This is a genomic window from Rhizobium sp. Leaf321 (assembly GCF_001423215.1).
Classification (GTDB): Bacteria; Pseudomonadota; Alphaproteobacteria; order Rhizobiales; family Rhizobiaceae; genus Neorhizobium; species Neorhizobium soli.
Genome location: NZ_LMOF01000007.1, coordinates 187,483 through 202,265, shown reverse-complemented (window position 1 = coordinate 202,265; position 14,783 = coordinate 187,483). Strand labels below are relative to the sequence as shown.

Sequence of the window (14,783 nt, the reverse complement as noted above, 5' to 3'; positions counted from 1 at the left end):
TGGCCCTCGTCTGCGAACCGATCGTTCTGCCTCAGCAACTCAACTTCAGACCAGATCTAGGAGCGAAACCATGCCTGACATCAAGAAGACATTCGCAGGATACGTACAGAAAGCAGTCCGGTCGGAGATCGACGGACGTCCCCGGACGGTGACGTCCGATGTTCTCGCACGGTGGGACGTGACCGACGACACAGGGCTGATCATCGGCAGTCAGAATCTGGTGGACGCGTCAGCGTGTCAGACGAACACGGACGTCACCTTCAAGCCACCGGCTTGATCACTTCTTCTTTTCGTGCCCGAGATCAACCACGTACTCCTGAGCGTCACGGACTTTCTTCAGCAGCTCGACAGCCTCGTTCGAATACTTGTGGAATTTCGTCGTGTTGATTTTGTCACTTCGATGATATCGGTTGTCGGACTTCTTGATGTTGGTGCCCGTCTGTTTTTCGATCGTATCGATCAAATGATTTGTGATGTGCCAAGAACCGGTACCGAGCATCTTGCCGACCTCTGTCGCGCTCAAGGGATGCTGAGCCGATGCGGTCGTGTAGTCACTGATGTTCGCTATCCCGAACAGCTTCGCGAATGACTCCGAGCTTTCCACGGCGGAGTTCAACATCTGGAAGTCTGCTTCGACAGTCATTTTGGGAATGTCGTGCCGGACAAGATCGTAAGATCTGGCAATGAGAGACCGCAGCACCCTTGGATTGACGTGGTTCAAGGCTGGGTTCGCGGCGAACGCGTCAAACACCCACTTGAAATCAGAAGCCTCGATAAGTTTGACGCGGACGTTGCGATCATCCTCTGTCGGAATTACCTTGTCCTTCGCAGGCCAACTGTCTGCAGTCAAGTCAGGGTTCCACTGTAGAATGTAGACGTTGGGAATCACCCCGCCCTTATCCGGAAGCGCTTGGTCAATATCGGACAGAATGCCCCGAATGTTTGGGTCGCCGGCATTGTACCCGAGGAAAATCAGGGGATGCTCGTTAAAGAACGTGAGTAGCTTCGCGCTGAGAAATTTTTTCTTCTTGGCGAATTCCTCGTAGTCCGTCGCTGTGAACACTAGGCTGTTGTAGTCGGTCACACAGCCGTGGATCTTGTAGACCTCGCCGACGCAAACCTGCTGTCCTTTGAGAATCTGCTGGCCAATGATGCGTTCGTGATCCGGAAAAATCATCTCTAGCATCTCGTCGTAGTTCGTCGTGATCAGAGCGTGAGGCTTTATCTTCGAAAGCGCCTCGATCTCGTGGAGGTGCTCAGGATTCATATCGTCAATGATTGCTGGTCTGAGCGCTTCAAGGCGTTCGGCTATCATGAACTTAACGTAGGCTTGTGGTCCAATATCGTCACCGAACATGTCCTCGGGAAACTCATTGTGCCCTTTGTCCCAAGCCCAAGCCTGGTAAAGCTTCGCAAATTCTTCCCCGATCTTGATCGGTGTGCCGAGCGACTGCTTGTAGAACCCAAGGCCCTTGTCGATGTCGGAGCATTTGTCCGCGAGGTATGCGAGCAGCTCTTCCCAATTCGGGGTGCCCATATAGCGTTTCGACAGACCTGACCCTACGAACAGGATTGGCTGGCAGCCGAACTCCTCGACCGTATTGGTGATGTCTTCGCTGGTCTCTTCGATGTAGCGTTCGTAACGCGACTGCTTCGCTTCTACTTCGTCCGCTTCGACATCCGCCACGCACGTCCCTCCCAGTTGAATCGAAAAATTTTCTGAATGCTATCCAATCGAGCCATCACGCGAATGGCTCCTCAGGCGTACTTCTCCCTTAGGAGACGGTGCCATTCCTTCCGGATAGGCAGGCGCTTTAAGTTGACGAGATCAACGTAGTCCTTGAGGCTCAATTCGAGCGAGAAATCGACTATCCCTAGGCCATAAAGGTGCTCGTTGATGTAAAGCGTCGGAAATCTGTGCGCCTGGACGAGCATATCCGGCATGCTCAAGGGGATCATTGGCGGATGGATCATACTGCTCAATTGATTGAACGTCGTATTTAAGCCTTTCACGAGCTTCTTCACTTCATCCACCTGAAAGTCGAACGGAACTTGTGCCCGGTGAATTGATCCGGACGGCACCGCAACGATCATCTCGAGCTGCCCATAGTATTCTGCCATCACCGCCCAGTCTGAGCTATTAAGGGAGGCTCCTGATGGACGGTTGTGCAACAGCTTAAGTTTCTCGCCGTTGACAAGCCGCTCAATGATAACGGGTTCCAATAACCCGCCTGCCGCCGGATGCCTGCCAGTATGCAAGATCGCGGTCCCATCTTCAGTCAGATAGATTTGCTCTTCCGAGGTGAGGATCGGCCCAATCTGCTTGATTTGCGAGCGTTCAAATTCTGTCAAAGGGAGGAACGTCATTGAGCCGCCTTGGGTCGCTCAACTCTCGCATCATACCGACCATTCGGAAGCTTCTTGTACGTGATCTTACCGCCGCGGCGGTAGATCAGCACCACGATCTGTCCCCAGGTGTCGATCTTCGTCAGGATATCATTGGCCGCAGACAGCTCGCCGATCATGCTCGTGGGCTTCATCTCGAACCCGGTCGTCAGGTTGGGCGCTATGTTCTCCCATGCCTCTTCTCTGGCTGTCATCGGGATCTCGGACGCGTCGATCTCGATCTCGTAGAAACCGCCGTTGTCGATGACGCCCATGATAGATTCAAATTCCTCGTCTGCGAACTGCACTTTTCTCTCCCTGTCATCCGGCCGCGCTCTCGAATCTTGCAGGCCCCTTGGGTTCACTCATAGCAGAGATTGCAATCCCAGATCGAGATTCCCGTACCCGACGTTCAGGCTCCGGCTACATCGCCATTTGAGGAATGGCACCTTGTTCGGCGTGAATCGGCTGCTCAGCATCTGCAAAGCGATCAATCTGCTGCCCGTCTGTACCACCGTCGTACCCAGCGTCATCAGATCGACAGGATGGAAGCAGCATGACCGTCAGAGTGAAACCTTCCGACCAGAAGTCACGGACGTATTCGAAGAGGCTCACGGCCTGGTCGTTGGGTGGCATCTACGCGTTGGCATTCTGGGGAACTACCGCAGACGTACTGACCGTCGTCGGCTCGTCGGCCATCGCGCTGATCGCTCTCTACATCGGTGTCGGCCATCTCGACCTTCGAAGCTGGGTCGCGTCCGGTCTCCTCGACCTCCGGAAAAAGGGAGGCACACCATGAACCCGTTCACCTGGATCAAGTTCGGTATCGTCGTCGCGGTCGCGTCGGTCATCGGCCTCGGCTACCGGCACTACACATCGATCGTCGACGAACTCTCCGAAGCCAAGGTTTCTGTCGTCAACCTCACGACTGAACGCGACGCTGCTATCAAGACTGCCAACGACAACGTGGCCGCCGTCAAGAAAGCCGACGCTGACCGGCTGCGCGTGACTGCTGAGCTGGAGACCGTTCAGGACGAGCGCGACGCAGCCCTTGCACGCGACCTGGAGTCCGTGACCGCCATCCTGACCGCACCGGACAGTGACAACGGTACTGTTGCCCCTCTCCTCGAGGCGCTACGTGGCACCCGGTTCGGAGATAGACCATGAACGTCCGTATCCTATTACCCCTGATCATCGTCTCAGCACTGACTGGGTGCCAAACCATTAAAGAAGTCCCGGTCAAGCGTATCGTGGAGCGCAAGGTGGAAGTCCCGAAGAGTTTGCTGTCGTGTTCTGCGGAGCCTGTCGCAGGTTCTGTGTGGATCACGCAGCGTGATGTCGCTCGTTACCTCGTCCAACTCGCGGCTGCCGGCGAGGATTGCCGCACGAAGCTGGCGGCGGTGAAGCGTCTCGTCGACGCACAGTAGGAATCAGGAAGGCCGGGAGACGATCCCGCCCTTTTCTATGTCGTCCGTCTGCCTCAGAACATCGACCGCTGACCAGCGTTCTCTCGAGCCTCCATCTCATCGATCGACCCCAGAATATACCAGCCCGCTTCCTTGCTAGTCGGTGTGAAGAAATAGCGTCGGTTGGTGACAAGGCAGTCCCTATCGTTGTCCCAGCCATACCGTACGTACACCGGTCTGGTTTTTGGTTCGTTAGGTCCAGTTTTTGGAACGGCGTCGTACGCACCGACCTTGGCTTCCTTCTTGGCCGCCGTCTTCGAGGTCGGCTTCTGTCTCTGAAAGGCTCGGGTCATGCTGCTACTCTTAGTGGGTACGCTTCTGCTTGGATGAGGTTGATGCGGTGTCCGATATATTCCATCGCCTGGACCGTCATGCTGTTGCCCAGCCCGCGATACCGATGATGATCTTCTGCTGGCCGACCTTCGAACCAGACATCCGTGTAGCCATCCGGAAAGCCCTGAAGGCGCTCACATTCAAGAGGTGTCGGTCTGCGCACGACCTTGCCGCCGTGTGTGATGATGACGAAATCCAACTCGTTACCCTGACCCGCCGTCCGGCTCATGCCAGCAGCGGACGCGTTTAGCGTTCCAACGACTGGAGGCCATATCAGCCCTCCAACGCGGCCCTCACTGCTGCCGGCAGGATCTTCTTCCGTGCCGCCGCGCGTCTCAGCACTCCATCCTTCGCCTTCCGACTCAAACAGTACGGCTCCAGCGTCGATAGCGGGGTCGTAGCTACAAACGACGAACACTCGCTCACGACGTTGAGCGACACCGAGGCGTTGTGAATCAAGCACTCGCCACGCAATGGTGACTTCTTCGAGCGGCTCTTCAGGTCTTCCGACCAGCAGATGACCTGCAGTCGTGAATCCTCGCCCTGGCGGCTCCACAGGAGGCCTTCCTCCGGCGAGTGCTCCCAGCAGACATCCGAATCCGTTCGTTTCATCGCTTAAAACTCCTTTGCCATTTTCCCAGACGACGAGCTTGAGCTTGTTGATTTCCTTCATGCGCAGGGCGAGCCTTGCGAATGCCAACATCAGATTTCCGCGGCTGTCGGACAGTCCACCGCGGAACCCCGCGATGCTAAAACTCTGGCACGGGCTGCCACCTTCGAGAATGTCGACCGGGCCTAGCGCGCGTAGGTCGTCATCAGTGATCTGTTCGATGTCGCCAAAGTTGATGACGGTGCCACCCGTGATGCCGGAATACTTCTTCGCCTCGAACCCCTTGGCCGCCGGCAGGTACTTCGGCGAGGTCGCCCCGCAGCGTTGGTTAAGGACGTGCGACTGAAAGGGTGATGGTTCGCAGTAGCCGACGATCTGGAAGCCCTGATGTTTCCAAGCGACGGAGGCAGCGCTGATGCCGGAGAATGTGGACAGGACTCTCATGCCGCGTCCCTTTCGAGTTCCGCGACGGCATCTTCCAGTCGCTCGACCATCGCCTTTGTCGGCTGGATAGCCCAAGGGTAAAACTCTGATCCGATGCGCCAAAGGCTGTAGGGACAGCAGTCCGCTACTTCGCATAGGAATTCCTGACGCGTCATGTATCCGTCCGTGTCTTGCCAGGAGCAACGGTGTGCTGCCTTGCGCCAACGGCTACGAAGCTCTGCGAGTTCGTCAAGTTCCACTGCGACCGGCGCACCTGTCGTGTCGATGACGTGGCCGCCGTAGGTGTCAGCCCTCTCGAGGACACGGAGCGGATGAATATGCCGTTCCCGCATCATCCCGCCGCAGAGAGCGATCAAGGTGGGCACGATGTGGCGGTTGTCCTCGCGGGCATACCTGACCTTTTCTCGGTACGGTTCGGCGGCAGCTTCCCAGTACGCGTCCATCGCTGCTTCTCTGAGCTTGTCGAGCGCTTCGACCGTAATCTTACGATGGGCCGTGGTGCCGTCGAGCGCGCCGTAACCCTTCAGTGTCTGCTCAGCGAGACCGCAGATTTTGGCGCGAGCGGCAGCATCGATATCGTGCCGCGTCAGCAGGGCGCAGACTTCGCGGTAGTGGAACGTGATCTCGCCTACACGCATGTGATATTTTGGGGGCATACCCTCCATGACTTTCATCCTCCTTATCGGCAACCCAATGGCTCCGACAAGAATATGGTCACCGCATACCAAGAGGTATTCAAGACCTTTTTTCAGCCTTTTTCGAAACCGTAACAGATACTTACTGGGTCAACGAATTTGCTTGCAAAAGCTGCCGGCGCTTCCTCCGTTTGTCGCTTTCAGCCGACGGACGCAGGCTGTGATCTCACAACGAGGAGACGGCTATGAACAAGAAATCTTGGTGGAACCCATTGAGTTGGGCGCAGTACGCGCTCGAAGCGGTGTGGGGCGTACTCTCAGGAATATGGACTGCAATCCTGGGCATCTTCGGAATCCATCCGTCGGCGCCGAAAGGTCAGCATGCCGACATCAAGCTGGACGACGTCGACTCGGCAGCATCAGCGGAAGCTGACGAACAGGCTTTGGCCAAGCTCATGACTGCGGAGATGACACCTGCCGAGGTCGTGCTCCGGTACGCCGCGGCAGGTGCCATGGATCGCCCGACGGTGGACCTGTCTGCGCTATCGACCGAGGAACAGGACTGGCTCGTCAGTCTCTCGGACAGTGACCTAGCTTTGCTGGCGGCATCCGGTAAATCCGCATGCGAGCGGTCACTGGAAGCCAAAATGGCGATCCCTGACCTAACCCGCCTTCGCGCAGAAAAGCCCATGGAGGAAGCTCCAAAGGCTTACGTTCAGCAGACGAAAGAGGACATGATCCGCGAGCGTTATCTAGCGGCTGTTCGAGGGCTTCAAACGAGTAAGAACCTGCTCGCTCGCTGAGGAAACTGTCACCCAGTCACTCGTGAACTTGAAAGAGCCCGTATTCAACTGCGGGCGCTTCTGCATTTCGAACTGACGCAGTGACATCGCAAGCTCAGGGATCTCATGGATGATGTCCCCGAAGCGATCGTAAAGGGCTCCATCCGAAAGCGTGCTCATGCTGCGCGTGCCCTGCCAGTCAGACGGTCGATGATACCCTGACGCTGCTGAAGAGCCACGCGGAGACTCCGGACTTCGGCTTCGAGTGCTGCGACCCTGCGTGCGGAGGCAATGGCTTCACGTCCGAGGTCGTCTGCACGGACGCGTGCCGCGAAGAGCGCGCAGTTGTAGTCGTACTTTTTGCGACGAGCGCGGGCTTCATCGACCTTCAGCATGCCGTTCGCATGGGCATCTGCCATTAGGGTTCCGAGTCCGACGGTCAGCAGGCCCAGTTCGAGAGCGGCGCTGCCTGCTGGGTTCTTAGAAGTGTACATCGACATCGGCTGCTCTCCTTGTATCGTCGTCGAAGACAGCGATATCAGGACCCGGACTCGCTGTGAGCCCGCCATGCGATCGTACCGTTAACAATTCACGATCGGGTCAGCTACGCATTTTTCCTGCTTTGAGTCTGTTGTTTTGCCGATTCTGGCACCCGGTGCATCGTAACTTTGACTGGACAGTAGTCAGAAGTACCTGCTTGCCGAGCCGACGAGAGATTTCCCACCGCTCGATCCATCCGGCATGCCGACAAACGGGACAGACACCGCCCAGCACGTACCATTCTTCGAGCTGTCCTAGCGTCCGACCTGGCTGGGGACCGGCTGCGGGGGTCGGCGCAGCCGGCACTGCTCCGGGCGTGGGGTGGCCTCCGTGCCGATCTCACGACGCATGATGCTCCTACCGTTCATATGGATCAGATGTCTGCCGACACGACGACGCAAGGCTTCCCCGAAGGCCGCGGCGCTCACATTGAAATCCGATGATCTGGAGATTGTCTCTATAAGGGAGCCACCTTCTTCTGGCGGCGCCGACCAGACCTCGATTCGGTAAGCATCCTCGGGCGGGCTGGTGCGCTGTGGAACTGGCAACTGAGTATCGGCTCGGACGAGATCGATACCTTTCCGATGCTTCATCGCCTCATACTCGTTCATACGTCGGTCGCCAGCCTCGGCTGATCCCTGCGCTCATGAGCCGCGACGCGACGTAGAGCTGTTCCCGGAAGAACTCCGCATCCTCGATCAGTGAACGGATTGCGACGAGCGGATCACCGCCTGCGGCGGCGAGTACAGTCACGGCTAGATCGGGTTCGACAGTCGACTGGGTGACAGTTTCGGCGGGGCTGACGTCGAGGGCGGGCTGGGTCATGATGATCTCCTTAGGAATTAAGTCCGCGTCAACGGATTTTGTTCCTATTTTGTTCTCATCGATCGAAGAGTCAAGAAGAGTCTTGCGTTACGCACCGCCGGAGTGGTCAGAGCACCTGCGACATCGGGAGGTCGTTGGTTCGAATCCAACCCGGCGCATGTGGGGCTACGTCTACGTCCAGAAGACCTCCGGAGGTCTTTATGTTTCAGTCGCCGAGCCTCTCGTACTCGTCGTCGGTCACATCAGGCTCCGGTCACGGCGAAAAAGACGCTGATCACTATGCCTGCCGCCGTAGTGCACATGACGAGCACGATGAGGCTGAGTAGAAAATAGTCACTCACTGAGCGTTTCATCGGACCCTGCCTCTGCCGTCGAATCGAACCATAGTTCGCTATGGCCGCGACGTCGAATCTTGCAAAGGAATGGATCAGTGTAAGGAAGTGAGATTGCGGGGTTCCGGATAGCTTCCGGACGGCCCGCCGCGTCGTTCAATCCGAGATCTCACAGCTAGTCCCTCGGTTTTGAACCGAAGGCGGCGTGACTTCACTTACGTGCCGTCCGACAGATTCACCAAAATTCGTGGACACGTGAACGAAAAGAGAACGTAAAATCAGTAACTTAGCCTCGGTGATCTAATCGTGATCTACCGGTCTATTCGTGTTTTGCGTGCTGACTGAAGCAATCCACGCAACCCATTAATTTGATGAGATAATAATGGTGGGTGATGTAGGGCTCGAACCTACGACCCGCTGATTAAGAGTCAGCTGCTCTACCAACTGAGCTAATCACCCGTAACCGGTTTGGCGAAGCGTCGTTTCCGCCGGTGTGAGGGCCGTATAAAGAGGAAGTTTAGGCTTGTCCAGCACCTCCCGCGAAATTTGTTGGATCAGCAGCTTCTTTTTTGCGCGAGCGAACAGCCTTTGCGAGGATATCCGGACTTATGGTAACAAAATCAACGGGTTAAAAAATATCGCCTAGATTTCGATAACGCCTTCGGCAAGTCGGATCGCTTGTCCGCCGATCCGGGCTTTTGCAATGGCCCCTTCCTGCACATCGATATGGAGATGGATAAAGGACGGCCGTCCCATCTCGACGCCTTGCTCGATCAGAAGGGGGTGATGGCCATCCGGCAGGCCGTCAAAATGATGGATCGCGCCGGACAATGCCGCTACCGCCCCACCCGTGGCTGGGTCTTCAGCGATGCCCATATCCGGCGAGAACATTCGGGCATGAAATTTCGCCTGATGATGGACGCCGCCGCGGCAATAGACATAGGCCGAAGCGAGCGCACCCTCGACGAAGGGAGCGACCTTTTCCCAGAGCGGGGCATCGAATTCCATGTCCTGGACAGTTGCAAGATTGTGCAGCGGGATCATCAGGAAGGGCACACCGGCGCTCCAGATCGACGCGACGTGGTTTTCGAACCCGATATCCGTCAGCTCGACGCCGAGCGCGTCCGCGATGCCCTGACGGTTCAAAGCTAGGTCGATCCGCTGCGACTTCTTCGGCAGATCGAACTCGGCGAACCCCACCTCCCCCTGGCGCAAACGCACGGCGCACCGAACCGGACCGACCGCCTCTTCAAGGACGCAGACCAGATCGAGATCGCTGTCGCGCCCGTTGGTGCGCTCGGCAAGGGCGATGGCCGTCCCGACCGTCGGATGTCCCGCGAACGGAAGCTCCCGGCCCGGTGTGAAGATTCGCAGCTTTGCCGAATGGGTGGTGTTTGTCGACGACTGGACGAACACCGTCTCCGAGAGGTTCATTTCCTTGGCAATGGCCTGCATCGCGCCATCGTCGAGACCATCTGCATCGAAGATGACCGCAAGCGGGTTGCCGGAAAGCTTAGCGTCGGTGAAAACGTCATAGATGCTATAGGGACGCGCCAATGCAAACTCCTCCTCATATACCGGGCGCAAAACTGCCCGACGGCGTCCCGTGGCGCAACCCCTGATCAACGTCACCGGCTAGTGATTTAATTAGCGGCGGTTACGGTCGGGCGCGCTGGGCGCCTCGGAGAAGGCCGCGTTTCCACGAGAGGCGGCGCCCGAGGCCGAGCGTCACCGACAGGTGAACTGGTCGCCAGCAGCCCGTGAGAAAGGCAAGCCATCGCTGGGTCGCCTTTCTCAGTACGCGATATTCAGATGATCGGGAGCGCTTCGTGCTCACGGGTTTCGGCATTGCCGATCAGTCTTCCGAGCCGCTTGATGCCTTCGTCGATCATCTCGTCGTTGGCGCAGGAGAAGCTGATGCGCAGCGTGTTGGCATTGCTGCCGTCGGCGTAGAACGCCTTGCCGGGCACGAAGGCGACCTTTTCGGTTGCCAGCGATTTCGCCAGAAGCTCCGCACCATCCGTGCCCTCAGGCAGCGTCAGCCATACGAACATGCCGCCTTCGGGCTTTGTCCATGTCGTTCCCTTCGGCATGTATTTCGCAAGTGCCGCCAGCATGGAATCGCGGCGGCCGCTATAGACCCGCTTGATCTTGGCAACCTGTTCATCGAAACCGCGCGAAGCGACATGCTCGACGGCGATCTGGTTGATCGTCGACGAATGCAGGTCGGCCGCCTGTTTCAACAACACCAGTTTGCGGATGACCGGCATCGCTCCGATGACGAAGCCGACGCGCAGGCCTGGTGCCAGCGTCTTGGAAAAGCTGCCGCTGTAGATCGTGCGGGTCTTTTCGATACCGCCGCTGCGGGCAATATCGAGCGCTAGGATCGGCGAAACCGGTTCGCCATCGAAGCGCAGGTTCTGGTATGCGGCATCTTCGAGAATCGCGATATCGAGTTCGTCTGCCAGTGCCAGAAGCTTTTCGCGGCCTGCGAGATCGATCGTCTCGCCGGTCGGATTGGAGAAGTCGGCGGACAGATAGGCAAACTTCACCGAGCCACCGGCTTTCGACGCCGTCTCGCGATAGGCTTCCGGCGTGCGGTTGCCGTTGACCGAGAGCTGATCGTAGGTCGGCTCATAGGCATTGAACGCGGAGAGCGCACCGAGATAGGTCGGCCACGTGACGAGCGCCGTATCGTTCGGCGACAGAAACAGTTTGCCGAGGTAATCGAGCGCCTGCTGGGAGCCTGACGTGATGAAGACGTTGTCGGCGGTACAGTCGATACCGATCTTGGCGACATCGGCGACGATCCAGTCGCGTAGCGGCTTGTAGCCTTCGCTGACCGAATACTGCAGCGCCGAGTTCACCTGAGCGCCTGAGAAGATATCCGCATAGGCCTTCTGGAATTCCTCGGCCGGAAACAGTGCCGGATCCGGAATGCCGCCGGCGAACGAAATGATGTCCGGCTGCTCCAGCAGCTTCAGCAATTCGCGGATCTCGGAGGCTTTCATGCGGCTGGAGCGCGTCGCGAAAATATGGTCCCAATCAAGCACGGGCGTTTCCTTTTATTTCAATATTCTTGGCTTCAGTTTACATAAGTTCCGACAGGTCAACAATACTGACCTATCGGTTTTTGGTACGGTGTGATCACGAATTGTAAAACGCAAAAGCCCGCGCAAGTGGCGCGGGCTCTCGAATATTTTGCCTCAGTCGACCGGAATGATCAGGCCTTGAGGATCGAGCGGCCCGCGTAGGCAGCCTGAGGACCCAGCATTTCCTCGATGCGGATGAGCTGGTTGTACTTGGCCAGACGATCCGAGCGCGACAGCGAACCGGTCTTGATCTGTCCGCAGTTGGTGGCAACTGCGAGATCGGCAATTGTCGAGTCTTCCGTCTCACCCGAACGGTGCGACATGACGGCCGTGTAGCTTGCCTTGTGCGCTGTTTCGACAGCATCGAGCGTTTCGGTGAGCGAGCCGATCTGGTTGACCTTGACGAGGATCGAGTTGGCTGTGCCTTGGCGGATACCGTCGCGCAGACGGGCCGAATTTGTCACAAACAGATCGTCGCCGACCAGCTGGACCTTGGAGCCGATCTTGTCGGTCAGATACTTCCAGCCGGCCCAGTCGTCTTCGGACATGCCGTCTTCGATCGAGATGATCGGGTACTTGCCGGCAAGTTCTGCCAGGTAATCGGCCATGGCTTCCGGCTCGAGCGAACGGCCTTCGCCTTCCAGCTCGTACTTGCCGTTCTTGAAGAACTCGGTGGCTGCGCAATCAAGCGCCAGGTGGACGTCATCGCCCGGCCGGTAGCCGGCCTTTTCGACCGACTTCATGATGAAGTCGAGGGCTTCCGGCGCGCTCTTCAGGCCCGGCGCGAAACCGCCTTCGTCGCCGACATTGGTGTTGTGGCCCTGCGCTGCCAGTTCCTTCTTGAGAACGTGGAAGATTTCCGCGCCCATGCGGACGGCATCCTTCAGCGTCTCGGCGCCGACAGGCATGATCATGAATTCCTGGAAATCGATCGGGTTGTCGGCGTGAGCGCCGCCATTGATGATGTTCATCATCGGGACCGGCAGGAGATGCGCGGAAGCGCCGCCGATATAGCGATAGAGCGGCAGGCCGGACGATTCGGCTGCGGCCTTGGCAACGGCAAGCGAGACGCCGAGAATGGCGTTTGCACCCAGGCGCGACTTGTTCGGGGTGCCGTCGAGCGCGATCAGGGTCTTGTCGATGTGGATCTGGCTTTCGGCATCGAAGCCGCCGATCGCGTCGAAGATCTCGGTGTTGACGGCTTCGACAGCCTTTTCGACGCCCTTGCCACCATAGCGCTTGCCACCATCGCGAAGTTCGACGGCTTCATGCGCACCCGTGGAGGCACCGGACGGAACGGCGGCGCGGCCCATCGAGCCGTCTTCCAGATAAACATCCACCTCGACGGTCGGATTGCCACGGCTGTCCAGAATTTCGCGAGCGATGATGTCGGTAATGGCGGTCAAGGGTCTCTCCTCGGTTAATGTGCGAGCCTGAATTCGCAGGCTCAGCGAACAGGCGTGTCATCGACATTGTGCGATCGTCGATGACACGCGGATTACAATCCAGTCAATTCGGCGGTTTTTCGACGCCGTCAGCCTTTTGCGATGGCGTCGAAGGCCAGCAGCTTTTCCAGAAGGCGCGGCATGTCCTTCAGGTGGACCATGTTCGGACCGTCGGACGGTGCGTTGTCAGGATCTTCGTGGGTTTCGATGAAGACGCCGGCAACACCGACTGCGACGGCTGCACGGGCAAGCGTTTCGACAAACTCGCGCTGGCCGCCGGAAGAGCCGCCCTGGCCGCCTGGCTGCTGGACGGAATGGGTCGCATCGAAGATGACAGGGCTTCCGAGAGACGCCATGATCGGCAGCGAGCGCATGTCGGAGACAAGCGTATTATAACCGAACGACGCGCCGCGTTCGCACAGCATCACATTGGGATTGCCGCTTTCGAGGAACTTCGCCTGAACGTTCTTCATGTCCCAGGGCGCCAGGAACTGTCCCTTTTTCACATTGATGGCGCAACCCGTCTTTGCGGCCGCGACCAGAAGATCGGTCTGGCGCGACAGGAAGGCTGGGATCTGCAGGATATCGATCGTATTGGCCACGAGGCCGCACTGCTCTTCCGTGTGAATGTCGGTCAGAACAGGAAAGCCGTATTCCTTCTTGAGATCGGCAAAGATTGCCATCGCGTTGTCCAACCCGATGCCGCGCTTGCCGGAGATCGACGTGCGGTTCGCCTTGTCGAAGGAGGACTTGTAGACGAGGCCGATGCCGAGCTTCTTGCAGAGTTCGACAAGCGTACCCGCGATCATGAAGGCGTGATCACGGCTTTCCATCTGGCAGGGACCGGCAATCAGCGAGAGCTTTGCCGTGTTGGAAAAAACGACTTTCGAACTCCCCTCGCCCACGGACACTTCAGAATTGGCGGAGACTGTCATTTCACTATTCCTCGAAACCGAAAACCACACCTTGCCCCGGGGCTGCCGACACGATCACGCGGCCATCCCTGCGGATGAATGCGACGTCATTAGCAGCAAGGGTGATCTCTGTCACGGCGAGATCGGTGGTCTTGAAGATGATCCCGCGCGCAGCGAGGCGCGACGATAACAAGGGCTTCATCGAAGACCGGAACTCATCGCTGAACGTGTCGTTGGATTGAATGCGGATGCTGGCATTGGCAGCTTCGATCCGCAGACCGTCTTTCCCTTGCTCGGGTTGCGTCTCGAACACGGTTTCGAAAAGCGGCAGAAACTCCAGCGGGTCATCTGCAGAAAAGACGATCTCTCGAAGGCCTGTAACGGCGTTTGCGTGCTCATCAAGACCACCGCGATCTGCCGGTAATGCGGCGATTCGCTGGCAGGAAAACAGCAAGATGTCATCGACCTCGGGGACTGCCGCGAACGCCAGACGGAATGAGACTTCGCTCTCCCCACCATCGGGCAACTGCATCGGGCGGGAGAATTGAAGCATCTCGCCCGCAGACATGTGCCCGTCCACAAAACGGATATGATCGGCCGCTGAATCCTGCGTCCCGACGACCACCGCCGATAGACCTTCCCTTTTCCGCTGGCCGCGGAAGCGGATGTCGCGATCAGTGAACACGTTGCCTCGTTTTGCCGCAAGCGAGGCTAGCCGACGGTTCACAATGGCCAGCGGCTCGAGATACGAGCCATCCGCGAAGAATATGCAGGCATTGGCTGTGCCGAAAGGGTGAACACCTTCAGGTGCCACAGTAAAGCCGAGAGCGGTCAACCTCCCCCGCGCTGACGCCAGATCTGCAACGGGCAGAACCAAATGATCGACTGACTTGTTACCCACTTACACCCCCAAAGTCTTATTCCGCAGAACATTGGCTATCGCGGGAAACTCGGCAAGTGCTGCGCACGAACTGAATACG

At 57.8% G+C, this 14,783-nt stretch carries 18 protein-coding genes and 1 tRNA gene; 5 read left to right on the top strand and 14 right to left on the bottom strand.

The window, feature by feature from the left end; translation table 11 throughout:
• The first annotated feature begins 70 nt into the window (after positions 1-70).
• Positions 71-277, top strand: a complete 207-nt coding sequence (locus ASF70_RS13800; RefSeq protein WP_062580456.1) for a hypothetical protein — start codon at positions 71-73, stop codon at positions 275-277.
• On the opposite strand, the gene ASF70_RS13795 is transcribed toward ASF70_RS13800, so the two are convergent.
• The 3 genes from ASF70_RS13795 to ASF70_RS13785 form a co-directional block, all read right to left on the bottom strand.
• Entirely contained in the window at positions 278-1,687 is a 1,410-nt protein-coding gene (locus ASF70_RS13795) for an SIR2 family protein (RefSeq protein WP_062580455.1), read from the bottom strand.
• Between the two features lie 71 nt (positions 1,688-1,758).
• On the bottom strand, positions 1,759-2,367 hold the full coding sequence (locus tag ASF70_RS13790; protein WP_062580453.1) for a hypothetical protein: 609 nt from the start codon (positions 2,365-2,367) through the stop codon (positions 1,759-1,761).
• On the bottom strand, positions 2,364-2,693 hold the full coding sequence (locus tag ASF70_RS13785; RefSeq protein ID WP_062580451.1) for a hypothetical protein: 330 nt from the start codon (positions 2,691-2,693) through the stop codon (positions 2,364-2,366). The genes ASF70_RS13790 and ASF70_RS13785 overlap by 4 nt, the downstream gene beginning before the upstream one ends.
• A 248-nt stretch (positions 2,694-2,941) precedes the next feature.
• Here ASF70_RS13785 and ASF70_RS13780 point away from each other — a divergent pair, with 248 nt between their 5' ends.
• From ASF70_RS13780 to ASF70_RS13770, 3 genes are read left to right on the top strand one after another with little or no spacing between them, the layout of a single operon-like run.
• On the top strand, positions 2,942-3,184 hold the full coding sequence (locus tag ASF70_RS13780) for a hypothetical protein (protein WP_062580449.1): 243 nt from the start codon (positions 2,942-2,944) through the stop codon (positions 3,182-3,184).
• Entirely contained in the window at positions 3,181-3,552 is a 372-nt protein-coding gene (locus ASF70_RS13775; protein ID WP_062580448.1) for a hypothetical protein, read from the top strand. The genes ASF70_RS13780 and ASF70_RS13775 overlap by 4 nt, the downstream gene beginning before the upstream one ends.
• Positions 3,549-3,812 carry a hypothetical protein gene (locus ASF70_RS13770; protein WP_062580446.1) on the top strand — a complete coding sequence of 88 codons (264 nt, stop codon included), beginning with the start codon at positions 3,549-3,551 and terminating at the stop codon, positions 3,810-3,812. The genes ASF70_RS13775 and ASF70_RS13770 overlap by 4 nt, the downstream gene beginning before the upstream one ends.
• Positions 3,813-3,865: 53 nt before the next feature.
• Here the strand turns inward: ASF70_RS13770 and ASF70_RS13765 are convergent, their stop codons facing one another.
• The 3 genes from ASF70_RS13765 to ASF70_RS24200 are packed head-to-tail and all read right to left on the bottom strand — an operon-like array spanning position 3,866 to position 5,903.
• Complete coding sequence (locus tag ASF70_RS13765; protein ID WP_062580444.1) at positions 3,866-4,144, bottom strand: hypothetical protein; 279 nt, start codon at positions 4,142-4,144, stop codon at positions 3,866-3,868.
• Entirely contained in the window at positions 4,141-5,238 is a 1,098-nt protein-coding gene (locus ASF70_RS13760) for a DNA cytosine methyltransferase (protein WP_062580443.1), read from the bottom strand. Before ASF70_RS13760 ends, ASF70_RS13765 begins: the two co-directional genes overlap by 4 nt.
• Complete coding sequence (locus ASF70_RS24200; RefSeq protein ID WP_162237984.1) at positions 5,235-5,903, bottom strand: hypothetical protein; 669 nt, start codon at positions 5,901-5,903, stop codon at positions 5,235-5,237. The genes ASF70_RS13760 and ASF70_RS24200 overlap by 4 nt, the downstream gene beginning before the upstream one ends.
• 215 nt (positions 5,904-6,118) lie before the next feature.
• On the opposite strand from ASF70_RS24200, the gene ASF70_RS13750 reads away from it, so the two are divergent.
• A complete protein-coding gene (locus ASF70_RS13750; protein ID WP_062580439.1) occupies positions 6,119-6,676 on the top strand; it encodes a hypothetical protein in 558 nt (185 codons plus the stop codon).
• Between the two features lie 155 nt (positions 6,677-6,831).
• Here ASF70_RS13750 and ASF70_RS13745 read toward each other — a convergent pair whose 3' ends face one another.
• The 8 genes from ASF70_RS13745 to ASF70_RS13705 form a co-directional block, all read right to left on the bottom strand.
• The gene (locus tag ASF70_RS13745) at positions 6,832-7,155 is read right to left on the bottom strand and encodes a hypothetical protein (RefSeq protein ID WP_062580438.1); all 324 of its coding nucleotides are present in this window, start codon (positions 7,153-7,155) and stop codon (positions 6,832-6,834) included.
• 637 nt (positions 7,156-7,792) lie between these two features.
• A complete protein-coding gene (locus ASF70_RS13735; RefSeq protein WP_062580435.1) occupies positions 7,793-8,020 on the bottom strand; it encodes a hypothetical protein in 228 nt (75 codons plus the stop codon).
• A 715-nt stretch (positions 8,021-8,735) separates the two neighbouring features.
• A tRNA-Lys gene (locus ASF70_RS13730) sits at positions 8,736-8,811 on the bottom strand.
• 183 nt (positions 8,812-8,994) lie between these two features.
• Positions 8,995-9,909, bottom strand: coding sequence for a PhzF family phenazine biosynthesis protein (locus ASF70_RS13725; protein ID WP_062580433.1), 915 nt, complete (start codon positions 9,907-9,909; stop codon positions 8,995-8,997).
• 251 nt (positions 9,910-10,160) lie between these two features.
• Positions 10,161-11,405, bottom strand: a complete 1,245-nt coding sequence (locus ASF70_RS13720) for a PLP-dependent aminotransferase family protein (protein WP_062580431.1) — start codon at positions 11,403-11,405, stop codon at positions 10,161-10,163.
• A gap of 170 nt (positions 11,406-11,575) precedes the next feature.
• Positions 11,576-12,850 carry a phosphopyruvate hydratase gene (gene eno / locus ASF70_RS13715; protein ID WP_062457265.1) on the bottom strand — a complete coding sequence of 425 codons (1,275 nt, stop codon included), beginning with the start codon at positions 12,848-12,850 and terminating at the stop codon, positions 11,576-11,578.
• 128 nt (positions 12,851-12,978) lie between these two features.
• Positions 12,979-13,824 carry a 3-deoxy-8-phosphooctulonate synthase gene (kdsA, locus tag ASF70_RS13710; RefSeq protein ID WP_062457268.1) on the bottom strand — a complete coding sequence of 282 codons (846 nt, stop codon included), beginning with the start codon at positions 13,822-13,824 and terminating at the stop codon, positions 12,979-12,981.
• A 4-nt stretch (positions 13,825-13,828) separates the two neighbouring features.
• Positions 13,829-14,704 (bottom strand): VOC family protein, encoded by an 876-nt coding sequence (locus ASF70_RS13705; RefSeq protein WP_062580429.1) that lies wholly within the window; start codon positions 14,702-14,704, stop codon positions 13,829-13,831.
• Positions 14,705-14,783 lie beyond the last annotated feature (79 nt).